Consider the following 16,837-nt stretch of genomic DNA (forward strand, 5'->3'; position numbering starts at 1 on the left):
ACACGCAAGCGTGATTGGCCGTTGATTTCGGCTCGCCCTAGCCTTGCGCCTCAATCGACAAACTAGGGAGGAACGATCGATGAAACGCATCCTCATCCTGTCCGCGGCACTGTGCTCGGGCCTTCTCACCGCCAGCGCCCAGGACAACACGATGAGCTTTTTCGTGACCAGCGTCGGGCTGGGCAAGGGTGCAAATCTCGGTGGCCTGGCAGGCGCCGACGCCCAATGCCAGAGCCTCGCCGAAGCTGCCGGCTCGACCGGCAAGACCTGGCATGCCTATCTCTCGACCAGCGACACCGACGCCAAGGATCGCATCGGCAGCGGCCCATGGTCCAACGCCAAGGGCCAGAAGATCGCCGACGATGTGGCCTCGCTGCACAGCGACGCCAACAACATCAACAAGGAAACCGCACTCGACGAGAAGGGCAACACCATCAACGGCCGCGGCGACCAGCCCAACAAGCACGACATCCTGACCGGGTCGATGCCTGACGGCACCAAGGCCGCCGACCAGTCCTGCAACAACTGGACCAGCGACGGCGACGGCGTCGCCATGATGGGCCATCACGACCGCATGGGCCTCGACGACTCGGCGGCGGCGAAATCGTGGAATTCCTCGCATGCCTCGCGCGGCGGATGCGGCCAGGAAGCCCTGAAGGGCACCGGTGGCGACGGCCTGTTCTACTGCTTCGCCACGAACTGAGCAGGCTGCATCAACCTAGCGTTCGGCCGATACCGAAAGGTCCGGCCGAACGTTCAGCGTCTGGAACACGACGCAGTAGCGCTCGGTCAGCTTGATCAGGGCGTCGATGCGGTCCTGGGGCTCGTCGGTATCGAGCTTGAAGGCCAGCCGGATGGCGCGAAAGCCGACCGGTGCATCCTTGGCGACACCCAGCGTGCCGCGAAAGTCGAGATCGCCCTCGGCCGAGACCGTGGCCTCGCCTAGCCTGAATTCCAGCGCCGTGGCGACCGCCTTCAAGGTCACTCCGGCGCAGGCGACGAGCGCCTCGAGCAGCATGTCGCCGGAGCAGAGCTCCAGCCCGCTGCCGCCGGTCGCCGGGTGCAGCCCGGCCGTCACGATCGCCCTGCCCGTCTCGACCTTGCAGGCGATGGAGCTGTCGTCGACAGCGCCGGCCGCGCGCAGGGTGATCAGCCCCCGGTCGGCATCCTCGCGATAGGCATCCTTCAGGGGCGCCTGCAGCGCCTTCAGTCCCGCGGCATCCATGATCTTCTCCCGGCAAACTCCGACGATGCTAGCACAGCAAATGCGCCTTGGCTCATGACAGCAGGCTGGCAGGAGCGATGCGATAATCTAAGCTTGTTTTGCAGGAGGCAGGCATGGTCACCGACAGCTTCGACGGCGCCTCGGAACACCGGCTCGGCGTCCTGCTCGTCACGCTGTCGGCGGCGGTTTTCGCCCTTTCAGGGATCCTCACCAAATCGATCGACGCCGATCCCCTGACCATCACCTCATGGCGCGGACTGGTCGGCGGGCTCCTGATCACGGCCTACGTCCTCTGGCGCCGTCGCGCCGGCCATGGCGAAAGCCTCGACCTCGGCTGGCGAGGCTGGATGCTGGCCATACTGGGCACCTTCGCCAGCATCGCCTTCATCGCCGCCTTCAAGAACACCTATGTCGCCAATGTCGTCGTCATTTATGCCACCGTGCCCTTCGTCGTCGCCTTGCTCGCCTGGCTGATCGTCGGCGAGGTCTTTCGCCGCCAGACGGCAATCGCGGCAGCGATCTGCCTCGTCGGCGTCGCCGTCATGGTCTGGACCGGACTGGGCGGTGGCCACGCCTTCGGCGACATGCTGGCGCTGCTGATGACCTTCACATTCTCGCTCTACGCAACCCTTGTCCGCCGCTTTCGCAATGCGTCCGTGGTGTGGGCCGGTGCCGTTTCGGCATTCCTCGGCGTTTTTCCCGCCTGGTTCGTCACCGATCCGCTCGCCGTGCCAAGCCAGGACATCCCCGTGCTCGCCATTTTCGGCTTCACCTTCGCGCTGGCGGTGGTTCTATGGACCGAAGGCGCGCGCCGCATACCCGCTGCCGAAGCAGGGCTGCTGGGCACGGCCGAAGTGCCGTTCGGCATCGTCTTTGCCTGGCTTTTTCTCGCCGAACTGCCGCCGCTGGCGAGCTTCGCGGGCGGGGCTGTCGTGATGGCCGCCGTATTCTGGCACACTTGGCGCGACTGGCCCGGCGCGCAGATGCCGCCGCCCATGCACGATACCAGCATGGAAAAAGATTCGCAGAAAGCCTGAACTGGCGTGGAACCAAATCGCGGGATCGACGTTATTGGCCTCAGGACGGGTTGCCCCATCCCCCCATCCCCTCCACCCGTCCCTTTGCTTTAAGCCGGTCGCAAGACCGGCTTTTTCCTGTCCTGAACCCCAGGGGTGGCGGGGACGATGCGCATTGACGTGGCGTCGGCATCGTCTAGTTTCTGTGCGCGCGGTGGGGCGTCGCGTGCATTGGGAGGTGCGGCATGGTCCTGGCCAGTGCAATTCTGCTCGGTCTGGTCGCGGCATGGATGCTTGCCGCGGGCTACCTGACCTACACGCTCGGCATCCGCCTGCGCCAGGGGCTGCTCTATCTGCCGCTCAAGCTGCTGTGGCGCGTCCACGACAAGGCCATGCGCCAGGCGCGGGACGCCGAGGCACCGGTCATCTATGTCGTGTCGCACCAGTCCCGGCTCGAACCGGCGCTGATGCTGTCCCTGCTGCCGGAGCAGACGCTGCACATCCTCGACGACGCGTCCGCCCGCGCCGTCTGGCTCGAGCCATGGCGTGAACTCGGCCGCACCATCGCCTTCAACGCCGAACATGTCTTCGTCAGCCGTCGCCTCGTGCGCGTGCTGCGCGGCAAGGGCCGCCTCGCCGTCTACCTGCCCGACACCGTCGAGCCCGACGTCAAGTCGTTCCGGCTGTTTCGCGCCGTCGCCCGCATCGCAATGCAGGCCGACGCCCGGATCGTTCCGATCTTCGTCGGCGGCGCGCGCCATCTGCCATTTTCGCTGACACCTGCCGAACGCGCCCCGCGCGGCTGGTTCCCGCGCCTCCGGATCGCAGCCCTTGCGCCGATGACCATGGCCGAACTGCTCCAGCGTGCCGGCTATTCCCAAACCACGACCGCAAACGCCCTGTTCGACCGTTTTGCCGAGGCGAGGCTTGCCGGAACCGACCTCGACCGGGGTCTGTTCTACGCCGTGCGCGATGCGGCCGACCGCTACGGCGCCTCGCGCCCGATCGTCGAGGATGTCGTCGGCGGCGCGCTCAGCTACCGCAAGCTGCTGACCGGGACGCGCGTGCTGGGCAGGCGCCTCGAGGCCCAGACCAGCCACGGCGAAGCGGTCGGCGTGCTGCTGCCCAATGCCAATGGCGTGGTGCTGACCTTGCTCGGCCTCGTCTCGGCAGGCCGCGTGGCCGCCATGATCAACTATACCGCCGGCGCCAGCAATGTCGCCTCGGCGGTGAAGACCGCCGCCATCAAGACCATCGTCTCGTCGCGCGCCTTCATCCAGAAGGCCGACCTTGCCGATATCGTCGTCGCCGCCGAGCAGGCCGGCGCGCGGATGGTCTGGTTGGAAGAGCTGCGAGACAGCATCACGGCCATCGAAAAAGCCGTTGCAGCCGTTCAATGGCGGCGCCCGCTGCAACCGCAAGACCCCGCCAGGCCGGCCGTCATCCTGTTCACCTCGGGTTCCGAAGGCATGCCCAAGGCCGTCGTGCTGTCGCACCGCAATCTGGTCGCCAATGCGATGCAGGCAGAGGCCCGCATCGGCATCTCGCCGGCCGACAAGCTGTTCAACGTGCTGCCGGTCTTCCACTCGTTCGGCCTCACCGGCGGCACCATCCTGCCACTCGTCACCGGCGTGCGGCTGTTCCTCTACCCCTCGCCGCTGCACTACAAGCTCATCCCCGACGTCGCGCGCAAGATCCGCCCGACCATCATGTTCGGCACCGACACCTTCCTGGCCGCCTATGCCCGCACCGCCGAGGATGGCGACTTCTCCAGCCTGCGCTTCGTCGTTGCCGGCGCCGAGCCGGTACGGGCGGAAACGCGGCGCGTCTGGCGCGACCGATTCGGCGCCGAGATCATCGAGGGCTTCGGCCTGACCGAGGCAGCGCCGGTGGTGGCCGTCAATACCGCGACCCATGGCCGCGACGGCACCGTGGGACGCCTGTTGCCCGGCATGCGCATGCGGCTCGAAGAGGTCGAGGGCGTCAGCGAAGGCGGGCGGCTCTGGCTCAACGGCCCCAACCTGATGATGGGATACATGACCGCCGACCGGCCGGGCGAGTTGCAACCGCTCGAAGGCTGGCACGACAGCGGCGACATCGTCTCGGTCGACCGCGAGGGCTTCGTCACCATCCGCGGCCGCGCCAAGCGCTTTGCCAAGATCGCCGGCGAAATGGTCTCGCTCGGCGCCGTCGAGATGCTGGTGCAGGCGCTGTGGCCGGAGGAACGCCATGCCGCCGTTGCCGTTCCCGACAAGCGCAAGGGCGAGCGCATCGTGCTCGTCACCACCGCCGGCAATGCCGACCCCGAAACACTGCGCCTCTATGGCAAGCAGGCCGGCGCCGCCGACCTGATGGTCCCGCATGACATCATCAAGGTGCGCGAGATCCCGGTGCTCGGCTCTGGCAAGACCGACTATGTCGCTGCGCGCCACATGGCCATCGAGCAACTGGGGCTGGCAGCCTAACCCGCCGGCTTGCTCTCGTCCGCGGCTTCGGCTGCCTCGGCCTCGGCGGCAGCAGCCGCGGCCTTCTCGCCCTCGATCCTGGCACGCCGGGCATAGGCGCTGGCGCTCAGCGGCAAGAAGATCAGGTAGCCGATCACCGACGCCGTCAAAGTCTGCCAGGGATAGACAGTCAGCAGCAGCACGTAAAACACGGCGATCAGCATGACGGGCAGCAGGTATTCCCTGCGAATGCTCAGCTTCTTGCCGGAATAGACGGGCAGCCGGCTGACCAGCAGGAAGGCGACGAGGATGGCGAAGCCGGTGGCGACATAGGCCACCGTGCGCGTGCCCTCGAGGCCGAGGAAGCCGAGATACATCGGCAGCATCAAGGTGATGGCTCCGATCGGTGCCGGCACGCCGACGAAATATTCGGCCTGCCATGCCGGGCGATCAAGGTCCTCGTCGAGCACGTTGAAGCGCGCGAGCCTCAGGCCCATGGCGATGGCGAACAGCAGCGTCGCGATCCAGCCCAGGGAGCCGGCCTTGTCGAGCAGGTAGGCATAAAGCACGAGCGCCGGAACGACGCCGAAATTGACGATGTCGGCGAGCGAATCCATCTGCGCGCCGAACCGCGAGGTCGCCTTCAGCATGCGCGCGAGACGGCCGTCGATGCCGTCGAGGAAGGCTGCCAGCAGCACCATCACGACGGCCGATTCAAACCGGTCCTGGAAGGCGAGCCGGATGCCCGACAGGCCGGCGCAGATCGCCAGCACAGTGATCAGGTTGGGCAGCACCATGCGCAGCGGAATCTCGCGGATGCGCGGTCCACCGCTTCCATGCGGCTCGAAGGGTTTGAAGGATGACACCGGCGCGGTCCTCAGGACACCCGCACCAGCGGTGCGTGGCTGGTGCCGCCGAACTCGGCAAGGGTGGTTTCGCCGGCCACCGCGGTCTGGCCGACGGCGACGCGCGGTACAGCCCCTGCGGGCAGGAACACGTCGACGCGCGAGCCGAAGCGGATCAGGCCGAAGCGCTCGCCCACGGCGATGTTGCCGCCGACATCGGCCCAGCAGACGATGCGCCGCGCCACGAGGCCGGCGACCTGGACTGCGGCGACCTGGCCGTTGGGGCTGTCGATGACGATACCGTTGCGCTCGTTTTCCTGGCTCGCCTTGTCGAGTTCGGCGTTGAGGAACTTGCCCGGACGGTGTTCGATGCGGACGATCTTGCCGCGCACCGGGGCGCGGTTAACGTGGCAGGAAAAGACGTCCATGAACACCGAGATGCGGGTCATTTCGGCGTTGCCCAGGCCGAGTTCGCGCGGCGGCACGGCGGGGCCGACGGCCGAAACCACGCCGTCGGCGGGGCTGACGACGAGCCTGTCGTCCACCGGCGTCACGCGCTCGGGGTCGCGGAAGAAATAGGCGCACCAGGCCGTGAGGATCGCCCCGATCCAGAACAGCGACGTCGAGAAGAAGCCGAGCAGGATGGCGACCGCCGCGAATCCGGCGATGAAGGGGTACCCCTCGCGATGGACCGGAACGAAGGCGTTGCGGATCGTGTCGGCTATGCTCATGAAGGGGTGGCCGTTGCTGTTGAAGTCCTGGAGTGCTTACCGGAAAGCTCTGGCCGCCGCAACGCGACATTGCCTGCCGGTGACCAGGTGACGCGAGGGGTGGCGGCACCAGCTTGACTGCTCGAAGTCTCGTAACTACAAAAGTTACATGAAACACGACAGCCGCCTCTCCGCGACCCTGCACGCCCTGCTTCACATGGCAGATCACGGCAAGCCGATGACGTCCGACCAACTCGCGATGTGCCTGCGCACCAACCCCGTGGTCGTGCGCCGGACGATGGCTGGCCTGCGGGAGGCCGGTCTGGTGACATCGGAGCGGGGTCATGGCGGCGGCTGGACGCTGGCGCGCGACCTCGCCTCGGTCAGCCTGCGCGACATCCACCTGGCACTGGGCGAGCCGGTGCTGCTCCCACTCAGCCCGGCCACCGAAAGCCCGGGCTGCCTGGTCGAACAGGCTGTCAATCACGCGCTCGACGACACGTTTCGCGAGGCGCAGGCGCTGCTGTTCGAACGGTTCGGACAGATCCGGCTCAGCGATCTCGCCGCCGATTTCAGCCGCCGGATGGCGGACCACGCACAACATGCAAAAGGAAATCACGATGCAGCATGACGCCATCATCGTCGGCGGCAGCTTTGCCGGCCTCGCCGGCGCCCTGCTCCTGGCCCGCACTCGCCGGCGCGTGCTGGTGATCGACGCCGGCAAGCCACGCAACCGCTTCGCCACCCATTCGCATGGCGTGCTCGGGCATGACGGCCGCGCCGGCAGCGACCTCCTGGCAGAGGCCAGGGCGCAGTTTCTTGCCTATCCGTCCGCCTCGTTCGTCTCCGGCGAGGCAATCGCCGCCGAAACAACCGAAGAAGGCGTCACGGTCAGTCTTGCCGACGGGACGCGGCAACAGGGCCGGCGGATGCTCATCGCCACCGGTGTGCGCGACGACCTGCCGGCCATTCCCGGCCTCGTCGAGCGCTGGGGCAAGACCGTGCTGCACTGTCCATATTGCCACGCCTATGAAATCGGCGGCGGCCCGATCGGCGTGTTCGCCACCACTGCGCTGTCCCATCACCAGGCTTCGCTTCTGGCCGACTGGGGCGACACGATCTATTTTGCGAGCGCAGAATTCCCGCTCGACGATGCCAGCACCGCCTTGCTCGCCGCCCGCAAGGTGCGGATCGAGGACACGCCATTCACGGCGGTCGAAGGCCCTGCCCCGGCAATCGACGGCGTGCGCCTCGCCGACGGCAGGCTGGTGCCGGTCAAGGCGCTGTTCATCGGGGCGCCCTTGCGCATGGCCAGTCCGTTGGCGCAACAGATCGGCTGTGCCTTCGACGAAACGCGCCTTGGCGTCAAGATCCGCACCGACGGTTTCAAGCAGACGACGGTCCGCAACGTCTTTGCCGCGGGCGATGCCGCCACCGAAATGCACAACATCACGCTGGCTTCAGCGGACGGCGCCCTTGCGGCCCTTTCCATCCACCGGTCGCTGATCGAGGAGGACGCCGCAAACGCGATGGGCGCGCGGGCTGCCTGAGCTGTATCAGGCCCCGCCGGTGACCTCGGGAGTGCGGCGGCGCACGACGACGCCGAGTTCATCGCCCTCGCGCGCCTGGCGCAGCCTTTCCTCGGCCTCGGTCGCTTCGCGCTGGCGGTCCCACATCGAGGCGTAGAGGCCGCGCTTGCCGAGCAGTTCGGCATGGGTGCCGCGCTCAGCGATGCTGCCGTCGGCCAGCACGATGATCTCGTCGGCGGAAATGACCGTCGACAGGCGGTGCGCGATGACAAGCGTCGTGCGCCCCTTGCTGACCAGGTCGAGCGCGCTCTGGATCTCCTGCTCGGTCTGGGTGTCCAGCGCCGACGTCGCCTCGTCCAGCATCAGGATGGGCGGCGCCTTGAGGATGGTACGGGCAATCGCCACCCGCTGCTTCTCGCCACCCGAGAGCTTGAGGCCGCGCTCCCCGACCATCGCCTTGTAGCCGTCGGGCAGGCGCTGGATGAAGCCGGCGATCTGGGCCAGTTCGGCCGCCTTGCGCACGTCTTCCTCGTCGGCATTCACGCGGCCGTAGCGGATGTTGTAGGCGATGGTGTCGTTGAACAGCACGGTGTCCTGCGGCACCATGCCGATGGCGCCGCGCAGGCTCTCCTGGCTGACGTCGCGAATGTCCTGGCCGTCGATCAGGATGGCACCCTGCTGGATGTCATAAAAGCGGAACAGCAGCCTGGAGATCGTCGACTTGCCAGCACCCGATGGTCCTACGATCGCCACCGTCTTGCCGGCCGGAACCTCGAAGCTGACACCTTTCAGGATCTGGCGGTTGGGGTCGTAGGCAAAATGCACGTCGCGGAACTCGACCCGGCCGCTGCCGATCTCCAGCGCCCTGGCACCCGGCTTGTCGACCACCTCCTGCTCGACGTCGAGCAGGTCGAACATCTGCTCGATGTCGGTCAGGCCCTGGCGGATTTCGCGGTAGATGAAGCCGATGAAGTTGAGCGGGACGGAAAGCTGCATCAGCATGGCGTTGATGAAGACGAAATCGCCCACTGTCTGGGTACCGGCCATGACCTCCAGCGCCGACATGCCCATGACGATGGTCATGCCGATGCCGAAGATGACGCCTTGGCCGAAGTTCAGCCAGCCGAGCGACGTCCAGATACGGGTTGCCGCCGTCTCGTAGCGCGCCATCGAGCGGTCGAAGCGCGCGGCTTCCATGGCCTCGTTGTTGAAGTATTTCACCGTTTCGAAATTGAGCAGCGAGTCGATCGCCTTGGTGTTGGCGTCGGTGTCGGAATCGTTCATCTCGCGGCGGATGCCGATGCGCCAGTCGCTCGCGCGCACCGTGAACCAGGTGTAGATCCAGACGGTGGCAGCCACGACAGCCACATATTTCCAGCCATAGGCGAAGCCGAAGATGCCGGCCGTCAGCGCGAATTCGAGCACCGTCGGCGCGGTGTTGAGGATGGTGAAGCGGACAATGGTCTCGATGCCCTTGGTGCCGCGCTCGATGATGCGCGACAGCCCGCCGGTGCGGCGCTCGAGATGGAAGCGCAGCGACAGCTGATGCATGTGTACGAAGGTGCGGTGGGCAAGCTGGCGCACCGCATACTGCCCGACGCGGGCAAACAGCGCGTCGCGCAGCTGGTTGAAGCCGAGCTGGACGATGCGGACGACATTGTAGGCAACCACCAGCATCACCGGCGCCACCAGGAACGCCGGCAACGGCAGCGGCGAACGCTGGTCGCCGGCCAGCGCGTCGGTCGCCCATTTGAAGAAATAGGGCCCGGCCACCAGCGTCAGCTTGGCAACGACCAGGAACACGGTCGCCCAGACGACGCGCGCCCTGAGGTCTGGTCTGTCCTGCGGCCACATATAGGGCCAAAGGTTCCTGATCGTGCTGAAAGTCGAGCCGCGATCGGCTGAGACGGTCTTGTTAGCCAATGTTCTTGCCTTGATTAGATGTCTGCGCCTTCATCGGCGCAGCAGGATTCGACGAGCGCCGAGACGGATGCGGAAACGGCGGCCAGCGCCGCCGGGTCGATCTGGTAGCGCGAGCGTTGCCGCTCCGGCGCATAACGGACCAGTCCCGCCTCGACGAGGATCTTCAGGTGTTGCGAAACCGTCGACTGCGCAAGGTCGAGATGCTCGACCACTTCCTTGCAACAGCACGATCTGCCGCCGCCCAGCCGCCGCAAGATGGCAAGCCGTGCCGGATGCGAGAGCGCGGCGAGCTTCTGCGCCACGTCCTCGGCGGAGGCGGCGCAATTCTGCGGCAATGGGAAAGTTTTCATCGTCTATCGACGATAGACGATGAATTTCGTTCGCGCAACCGGGACGTCGGCAAATCCGGTCCCGAAAGCCCTATGGCTTGGGCGCCGGCATCGCCTGCTCGCCCATCGCATCCATGTTCGCAGCCTCACCTTCCTTGGATTTTTCGGGCACGCGAAACACCTGTCCCGGCCAGATGCGGTCTGGGTCACGGATCTGATCCTGGTTGGCGAGGTAGATGTTCGAGTAGCGCACGCCATGGCCGTAGACGCGGCGCGAAATCCGCCACAGGGAATCGCCGCGCCGGATGATCACGGCGCCGTTCACAGCCTCCAGCTTGGGGGCCGTCGCCTCGGGCATTGCGGGTGCCGCGGCGACATCGGCGGGTTTTGCTTCGGAGGCAGCGGGTGCCGCCGGCGCCTCGCCGGTCACTGGGGCCGGGGCTGCCGCTTCAGGATTGGCTTCGGGCTGCTGTGCTGCTGCCGGCTGCTTCGCCGGTTCCTGCGGCGCAACGGCTGCGATCGACTCGCCCGGCTCGCGCTGGAACGGCACCGCCGCGCGGGCCACCACCTTGACGCCATCCGGCTCGAGCGCGTCGACGCGGATGATGTAGTCGCCCACCGGCAATTCGCGTTCCGCCTCGATCAGGAAGCGCCCGTCCGGCGAGGTCTGGGTTTCGCCGATGAGGATCTCGTTGGCATAGGCGCGCACCTTGCGGCTGGCATCGGCTGCACCGGCGATGAAGATCTTCTTGCCTTCGATCTCGACGGCTTCGACAACCACCTTTGCCTGCGCGGTCGGCGCGTCCGACGTGGCTGGAGCCGGCTGCGTCGCGGTCTGCGCTTCGGGCGTGGTCGCCGGCGCATTGGCGGGCTGTTCGGCTGCGGGTTGCTTCGGGGCCTCGGCAGGCTTGGGCACGGTGATCAGTTCCGCCGGCTTGCCCGGTTCCTCCACCAGCGCCAGAACCTGGCCGCCCGGCTCGGACGGCACCGAAACCACCGCCGTTTCGGTCGACGTCGCCACGACGTTGTCGGGCGCGGTGGCGCGCAGCACGATCTGGTAGTCGCCCGGCTTCAGCGGCTTGTCGAGCACGACGGCGAAATCGCCGTCGGCACCGGCCACCGCAGCGCCGATCACCTGCGATCCGGTCACGATCTCGACCTTGGCACCGCCCGCGGCCTTGCCGGCGATGACGACAGCACCATTGTCCTCGACGCGCACGACGTCGAAAGATGGCGCGACGACCGCCGGCGCAGCCCCCGCCGGCGCCTCGGCTGCCGGCTTTGCCGGTTCGGCTGGCTTGTCGGCGGCTGGCGCGGTCGAACTGGGTGTCGGCAGCGAGGCTATCGCGGCCGGCGGCGCAAGATAAGGATCGAGCGCGCCCGACACATACGCAACCGTGGCTGCCGCGGCCGAGCCGCCGGCTGCCAATAGGAATATCTTCAACGGATTAATTGCCATATTTCCCTGCCCCTAGCCGCGCAACGGGTCTACCTTGTTTTGCCGGCAGCGACAAGAAAAAGCCCGTCCGGGCTTGACCCTGCGTGCAGACGCAATACCCAATCAGGCCATGAACAAGATTCGATCCATTTGCGTCTATTGCGGCTCCTCTCCGGGCCGCGACGAGGTCTATGTCAAGGCCGGACATCTGCTCGGCCATTCAATCGCCAAGGCCGGCCTGCGGCTGATCTATGGCGGCGGCACCAAGGGCATCATGGGTGCGGTCGCCGATGGTGCGCTGCGCGCCGGCGGCAAGGTCACCGGCATCATCCCGCGCTTCCTGATGAACAAGGAAGCGACCGAAACGGCGCTGACCCGGCTCGACGAAACCGTCATCACCGACAACATGCACGAGCGCAAGCACCTTATGTTCGAGAAATCGGACGCATTCGTGGCGCTGCCGGGCGGAATTGGCACGGTCGAGGAGATCGTCGAGATCATGACCTGGGCGCAGCTCGGCCATCACCGCAAGCCGATCGTCTTCGCCAACGTCAAGGGTTTCTGGAATCCGATGCTGGCCCTGCTCGACCACATGAAGGCCGAGGGCTTCGTGCACACCTCGCATCTGGTCCAGCCGCTGGTGGTCGACGAGCCCGAGGCCGTGGTTTCGGCCATCCTGGTCGCCGCCGGCACCGATTCGACGCCCACCGAAGGCGTGCAGTCGCTCATCGACAAGATGTGAATTTCCGGCACCGATCCCGAAGGCCCCGGCCCGCCGCTCGCGGGCCGGTCTCACCTGAACCTTAGCCGTTCTTCGCCCGTTCGGAGAACATCGACCAGGTGTAGATCGCCAGCGCCAGCCAGATCAGCGCAAAGGCAACGGCACGTTCGCTCGAGAACGGCTCCTTGAAGATGAAGACGGCGATGACGAAGATCATCGTCGGCGCGATGTACTGCATGATGCCGATGGTCGACATCGTCAAAAGCTTGGCGCCGTTGGCAAACAGGATCAGCGGCACGGCTGTGACGACGCCACAACCGAGCATCAGCCAGACGTCGGTCATGCCGGTGGTGCCGAAATGGCCGACCCCGGTCGACTGCAGGTAAAAGATGTAGCCGAGCGCCGGCAGTCCGAGGATCAGCACCTCGAGGAAGAAGCCCTGCGCCGGGCCGATCGGCAGCGTCTTCTTGAACAGCGCATAGAAGCCCCAGGACAGCGCCAGCACGATCGAGACCCACGGCAGACCACCGGTTTCCCAGGTCAGCAATGCCACCGCAACCACCGCCAGCGCGATCGCCACCATCTGCGCCCGCGTCAGCCTCTCGCCCAAAACGACGGCGCCGAGAAAGATGCTGAACAGCGGATTGATGTAGTATCCGAGCGCGGTTTCGAGCGCGCGGTCGTTGCCGATCGCCCAGACATAGACGCCCCAGTTGATGGTGATCAGCGCTGCCGTCAGCGTGCCCATCGCCAGCGTCCGCGGCGTCCGCAGCGCCTGCCTGATGTCGGAGGTCCGCCCGAGCCACCACAGCAGGAGTGCTGCGATCGGGATCGACCACGTGATGCGGTGGGCGATCACCTCGGGCGTCGGGATATGCGCCACTGCCTTCATATAGAAGGGCAAGACACCCCACATCAGATAGGCAGAAAGGGCAAAAAGGAAGCCGCGCGTGGCTTCGTCGCGAGAAATCGCAGGCGTGTTCGTGCTCATGGCGCGAACCTATGCGCCCGCCAGCCCGGCCATGCCATTTCAAAATTCTGATGGTCCATCGGCTTTTCATTGATGGATCAATGGATCGGGCCAGCTGCCTTGGCTGGCCCAACCATGCAAACCGCTCTCTACTCCGCCGCAACCAAGCCCGCCATGTCGCGGTTCTTCATCAGCTTGTAGATGATCGAATCCATCAGCGCCTGGAACGAAGCGTCGATGATGTTGGTCGATACGCCAACCGTCCACCAGCGCGCGCCGGTGCCGTCGTGCGATTCGATCAGCACGCGGGTTATCGCCTCGGTGCCGCCATTGAGGATACGCACCTTGTAGTCGGCCAGTTCCAGGTCGCCGATCTCGTGCTGGAACTTGCCGAGGTCCTTGCGCAGGGCGATGTCGAGCGCGTTGACCGGGCCGTCGCCCTCGGCCACCGACATCTTCTCCTCGCCGTCGACCAGGACTTTCACCACCGCTTCCGACACGGTCTTGAGGTTGCCGTTGGCATCGAAGCGCCGTTCGACAAGGCAGCGGAACGACGTGACGCGGAAGAAATCCGGCACGGTGTGCAGCATCCCGCGCGCCAGAAGCTCGAAGCTGGCGTCGGCGCCCTCATAGGCGTAGCCCTCGGCCTCGCGCTCCTTGACCACCGCAATCAGCGCGTCGAGCCGACGGTCTTCCCTTGGCACGTCGATGCCCCGCCGCTTCAATTCCGCGACGAAGTTGGCCTTGCCGCCCTGGTCCGAGACCATCACCTTGCGTCGGTTGCCGACGGCTTCCGGCGGCACGTGTTCGTAGGTCTTGGGTTCCTTGGCGATGGCCGAAGCATGGATGCCGGCCTTGGTGGCGAAGGCGGACGCGCCGACATAGGGCGACTGCGCCTCGGGCGCGCGGTTCAGCAGTTCGTCGAAGGCGCGGGAAAGCCGCGAGATGCCGGTCAACGCCTCGTCCGAAACGCCCGTCTCGAAACGCCCGGCGAAATGCGGCTTCAGCGCCAGCGTCGGGATGATGGTCACCAGGTTGGCGTTGCCGCAGCGCTCGCCGATGCCGTTGATGGTGCCTTGCACCTGGCGGACGCCGGCCTCGATGGCAGCCAGCGAATTCGCCACCGCCTGGCCGGTGTCGTCATGGGCATGGATGCCGAGATTGGCGCCGGGAATGCCGGACCCGATCACCTTGGCCACGATCTCGCGCACCTCAGACGGCTGGGTGCCGCCATTGGTGTCGCACAGCACCACCCAGCGCGCGCCGGCATCGTAGGCGGTGCGGGCACAGGCCAGCGCGTAGTCGGGATTGGCCTTGAAACCGTCGAAGAAGTGTTCGCAGTCGACCATCGGCTCCTTGCCGGCGTCGCGCGCGGCCTCGACCGAGGCGCGGATCGATTCGAGGTTTTCCTCGTTGGTGACCCCGAGCGCGACGCGAACGTGATAGTCCCAGCTCTTGGCGACATAGCAGACCGCGTCCGACCGGGCCTGCAGCAGCGTGGCAAGGCCCGGATCGTTGGAGGTCGACACCCCTGCCCGCTTGGTCATGCCGAAGGCGACGAATTTCGCCCGCCGCGTCCGCTTTTCGGCAAAGAAGGTCGTGTCGGTGGGATTGGCGCCGGGATAACCGCCCTCGACATAATCGAGCCCGAACTCGTCGAGCATGGCGGCGATCGCAATCTTGTCCTCGACGGAAAAGTCGATGCCCGGCGTCTGCTGGCCGTCGCGCAGCGTCGTGTCGAAGAGATAGATGCGTTCGCGCATGGTCATTTCCCTGCAAACCTGTCGGTCGCCCTGATCAGCTGATCGAGGATGCCCGGCTCCGAAAAGGCGTGGCCCGCGCCTTCGATCAAGTGGAACTCGGCCTGCGGCCAGGCCTTGTGCAGCGCCCAGGCATATTTCGCCGGGCACGGCATGTCATAGCGCCCATGGACGATGACGCCGGGAATGTCGCGCAGCTTGTGCGCGTCGCGGATGAGCTGGCCTTCGTCCATCCAGCCGGCATGGACGAAATAATGGTTCTCGATGCGGGCGAAGGCGACCGCAAAATCGTCCTCGCCGAACTTGCCGCTGGTTTCGGGGTCGGGCAGCAGCGTGATCGTCTCGCCTTCCCACAGGCTCCAGGCAAGCGCTGCCTCGACCTGCGCCTTGCGGTCGTCGCCGACCAGCCGCTTGCGGTAGGCGCCCATCATGTCGCCGCGCTCGGCCTCGGGGATAGGGGCCACGAAACGCTCCCACTTGTCGGGGAACATTTCGGAGACACCGAACTGGTAGTACCATTCAAGCTCGGCGCGGGTCAGCGTGTAGATGCCACGCACCACCAGCTCGCTTACCCTGTCGGGATGCGTTTCGGCATAAGCCAGCGCCAGCGTCGAGCCCCAGGAGCCGCCGAACACCTGCCACTTGTCGTGGCCTGCCATCTCGCGCAGCCGCTCGATGTCGGCCACCAGATGCCAGGTCGTGTTGGCCTCGAGCGAGGCGTTGGGCACGGACTTGCCGCAGCCGCGCTGGTCGAACAGCATGATGTCGTACAGCTTGGGATCGAACAGCCGGCGATGCTTGGGCGAGGTTGCCCCGCCCGGGCCGCCGTGCAGGAACACCACCGGCTTGGCGCCTCTGGTGCCCGAGCGCTCCCAATAGACCTGGTGGCCGTCGCCGACATCGAGCATGCCGCTGTCGAAGGGGTCGATCTCGGGATAGAGGCCGCGCAGTTCGGTCGTCATAGCTTCAGTCCATGCTCGGGCCAGTTGGCCGTCTCTTCATCGGGATGCTGGAAGGAGATGATCTGCTCCTGCCGCCTGTAGTAGTCCGGGTTGTCGTGCACCGGCGCTGCAAAGATCGCCTCGACCCAGGGCAGCCGCGCGCCATGGTTGATCTGGACCGCAGGCGCCAGGTCGGAACGGTCGTCGAAGGCACCGATGGCGATCTCGAGCTCACCAGGCTGGCGATAGGTCATCGGTGTGCCGCAGCGCTGGCAGAAGCCACGCGCGATGTTGACCGACGACTGGAAGTAGCTCGGCTCCTCGCGGATCCACTCGACGCCATCGGCCGGAACCGCGACGAAGGCGCCGAAGAACGAGCCGAACTGCTTCTGGCACATGCGGCAATGGCAGATCGAGGTGCGCCCGAGAGCGCCTTTGATGCGAAAACGCACGGCGCCGCACTGGCAGCCGCCGGTTCTAACTGTCTCGGTCATGACCTGTTCTCCGGTGGCCATTGTTCGGTGTCGTGGTCGGGGTGCTGGTAGGAGACGATGTCGTTGATGAAATCCGCCGCGTCGGGGTCTTCCTCGGTCGAATAGCCCGGCAATTCATGGATATGGTCGACATAGGGCAGCTTGCCCTCAAGGCCCCACTGCATGGCCGGCGCGATCTCCTCCGCATCGTCAAAAGCGGCAATCGCCAGGGCCACGCCATCCGGCGCCTCATAGCTCAGCGGCGTGCCGCAGTCACCGCAGAAGCCGCGGAAGGCAAAGTTCGACGAGCGGAATTTCTTCGGCTCGCCGCGCGTCCAGGTCAGCCTCGCCTGCCGCACCGACACCAGCGGGGCGTAGAAATTGCCGAACGCCTTCTGGCACATGCGGCAATGGCAGACCGAAGCGTCGCCGAGCGCTCCCTCGATGTGAAAGCGCACGGCGCCGCACTGGCAGCCGCCGGAATAGACAGGCCGGTTGTCGAGGCTCATGGCT

General features: G+C 66.0%; 17 protein-coding genes. 6 read left to right on the forward strand and 11 right to left on the reverse strand.

Going from position 1 to position 16,837, the window contains the following annotated elements; translation table 11 throughout:
* The first annotated feature begins 79 nt into the window (after positions 1-79).
* The gene (locus GGR00_RS05110; protein WP_055978642.1) at positions 80-703 is read left to right on the forward strand and encodes a hypothetical protein; all 624 of its coding nucleotides are present in this window, start codon (positions 80-82) and stop codon (positions 701-703) included.
* A 15-nt stretch (positions 704-718) separates the two neighbouring features.
* Here the strand turns inward: GGR00_RS05110 and GGR00_RS05115 are convergent, their stop codons facing one another.
* Entirely contained in the window at positions 719-1,225 is a 507-nt protein-coding gene (locus GGR00_RS05115) for an OsmC family protein (protein WP_184698315.1), read from the reverse strand.
* A 113-nt stretch (positions 1,226-1,338) separates the two neighbouring features.
* Between GGR00_RS05115 and GGR00_RS05120 the strand changes: the two genes are divergently transcribed.
* Complete coding sequence (locus GGR00_RS05120; RefSeq protein WP_184698317.1) at positions 1,339-2,262, forward strand: DMT family transporter; 924 nt, start codon at positions 1,339-1,341, stop codon at positions 2,260-2,262.
* A gap of 224 nt (positions 2,263-2,486) precedes the next feature.
* Positions 2,487-4,706 carry an AMP-binding protein gene (locus tag GGR00_RS05125; RefSeq protein WP_184698320.1) on the forward strand — a complete coding sequence of 740 codons (2,220 nt, stop codon included), beginning with the start codon at positions 2,487-2,489 and terminating at the stop codon, positions 4,704-4,706.
* Here the strand turns inward: GGR00_RS05125 and GGR00_RS05130 are convergent.
* Together GGR00_RS05130 and GGR00_RS05135 are read right to left on the reverse strand one after the other, a co-directional pair.
* Positions 4,703-5,482, reverse strand: coding sequence for a CDP-alcohol phosphatidyltransferase family protein (locus GGR00_RS05130; RefSeq protein WP_246441305.1), 780 nt, complete (start codon positions 5,480-5,482; stop codon positions 4,703-4,705). The two genes, GGR00_RS05125 and GGR00_RS05130, sit on opposite strands and share 4 nt — an antisense overlap.
* A gap of 80 nt (positions 5,483-5,562) precedes the next feature.
* On the reverse strand, positions 5,563-6,261 hold the full coding sequence (locus GGR00_RS05135; protein WP_055978629.1) for a phosphatidylserine decarboxylase: 699 nt from the start codon (positions 6,259-6,261) through the stop codon (positions 5,563-5,565).
* Positions 6,262-6,409: 148 nt separating this feature from the next.
* On the opposite strand from GGR00_RS05135, the gene GGR00_RS05140 reads away from it, so the two are divergent.
* Together GGR00_RS05140 and GGR00_RS05145 are read left to right on the forward strand one after the other, a co-directional pair.
* On the forward strand, positions 6,410-6,871 hold the full coding sequence (locus tag GGR00_RS05140) for an Rrf2 family transcriptional regulator (RefSeq protein ID WP_184698323.1): 462 nt from the start codon (positions 6,410-6,412) through the stop codon (positions 6,869-6,871).
* Positions 6,861-7,790 (forward strand): NAD(P)/FAD-dependent oxidoreductase, encoded by a 930-nt coding sequence (locus GGR00_RS05145; protein WP_184698325.1) that lies wholly within the window; start codon positions 6,861-6,863, stop codon positions 7,788-7,790. The genes GGR00_RS05140 and GGR00_RS05145 overlap by 11 nt, the downstream gene beginning before the upstream one ends.
* Before the next feature lie 6 nt (positions 7,791-7,796).
* Here GGR00_RS05145 and GGR00_RS05150 read toward each other — a convergent pair whose 3' ends face one another.
* The 3 genes from GGR00_RS05150 to GGR00_RS05160 form a co-directional block, all read right to left on the reverse strand.
* On the reverse strand, positions 7,797-9,692 hold the full coding sequence (locus GGR00_RS05150; RefSeq protein WP_184698327.1) for an ABCB family ABC transporter ATP-binding protein/permease: 1,896 nt from the start codon (positions 9,690-9,692) through the stop codon (positions 7,797-7,799).
* A 14-nt stretch (positions 9,693-9,706) separates the two neighbouring features.
* Entirely contained in the window at positions 9,707-10,042 is a 336-nt protein-coding gene (locus GGR00_RS05155; protein WP_055978621.1) for an ArsR/SmtB family transcription factor, read from the reverse strand.
* A 70-nt stretch (positions 10,043-10,112) separates the two neighbouring features.
* The gene (locus tag GGR00_RS05160; RefSeq protein ID WP_184698329.1) at positions 10,113-11,480 is read right to left on the reverse strand and encodes a LysM peptidoglycan-binding domain-containing protein; all 1,368 of its coding nucleotides are present in this window, start codon (positions 11,478-11,480) and stop codon (positions 10,113-10,115) included.
* A gap of 109 nt (positions 11,481-11,589) precedes the next feature.
* Here GGR00_RS05160 and GGR00_RS05165 point away from each other — a divergent pair, with 109 nt between their 5' ends.
* Positions 11,590-12,201, forward strand: a complete 612-nt coding sequence (locus GGR00_RS05165; RefSeq protein ID WP_055978615.1) for an LOG family protein — start codon at positions 11,590-11,592, stop codon at positions 12,199-12,201.
* A gap of 61 nt (positions 12,202-12,262) precedes the next feature.
* On the opposite strand, the gene rarD is transcribed toward GGR00_RS05165, so the two are convergent.
* The 5 genes from rarD to GGR00_RS05190 all read right to left on the reverse strand — a co-directional run bounded on the left by rarD (position 12,263) and on the right by GGR00_RS05190 (position 16,833).
* Positions 12,263-13,171: an EamA family transporter RarD gene (rarD, locus tag GGR00_RS05170; RefSeq protein WP_055978613.1), complete on the reverse strand. Its 909-nt coding sequence runs from the start codon at positions 13,169-13,171 to the stop codon at positions 12,263-12,265.
* Between the two features lie 128 nt (positions 13,172-13,299).
* Positions 13,300-14,919 carry a citramalate synthase gene (gene cimA, locus GGR00_RS05175; RefSeq protein WP_184698331.1) on the reverse strand — a complete coding sequence of 540 codons (1,620 nt, stop codon included), beginning with the start codon at positions 14,917-14,919 and terminating at the stop codon, positions 13,300-13,302.
* A complete protein-coding gene (pip, locus tag GGR00_RS05180; RefSeq protein WP_184698333.1) occupies positions 14,916-15,872 on the reverse strand; it encodes a prolyl aminopeptidase in 957 nt (318 codons plus the stop codon). The genes cimA and pip overlap by 4 nt, the downstream gene beginning before the upstream one ends.
* Positions 15,869-16,345: a GFA family protein gene (locus GGR00_RS05185; RefSeq protein WP_156381321.1), complete on the reverse strand. Its 477-nt coding sequence runs from the start codon at positions 16,343-16,345 to the stop codon at positions 15,869-15,871. The genes pip and GGR00_RS05185 overlap by 4 nt, the downstream gene beginning before the upstream one ends.
* Positions 16,342-16,833, reverse strand: coding sequence for a GFA family protein (locus tag GGR00_RS05190; RefSeq protein WP_055978606.1), 492 nt, complete (start codon positions 16,831-16,833; stop codon positions 16,342-16,344). Before GGR00_RS05190 ends, GGR00_RS05185 begins: the two co-directional genes overlap by 4 nt.
* Positions 16,834-16,837 lie beyond the last annotated feature (4 nt).

It is taken from the genome of Aminobacter aganoensis, from assembly GCF_014206975.1.
Lineage (GTDB): Bacteria > Pseudomonadota > Alphaproteobacteria > Rhizobiales > Rhizobiaceae > Aminobacter > Aminobacter aganoensis.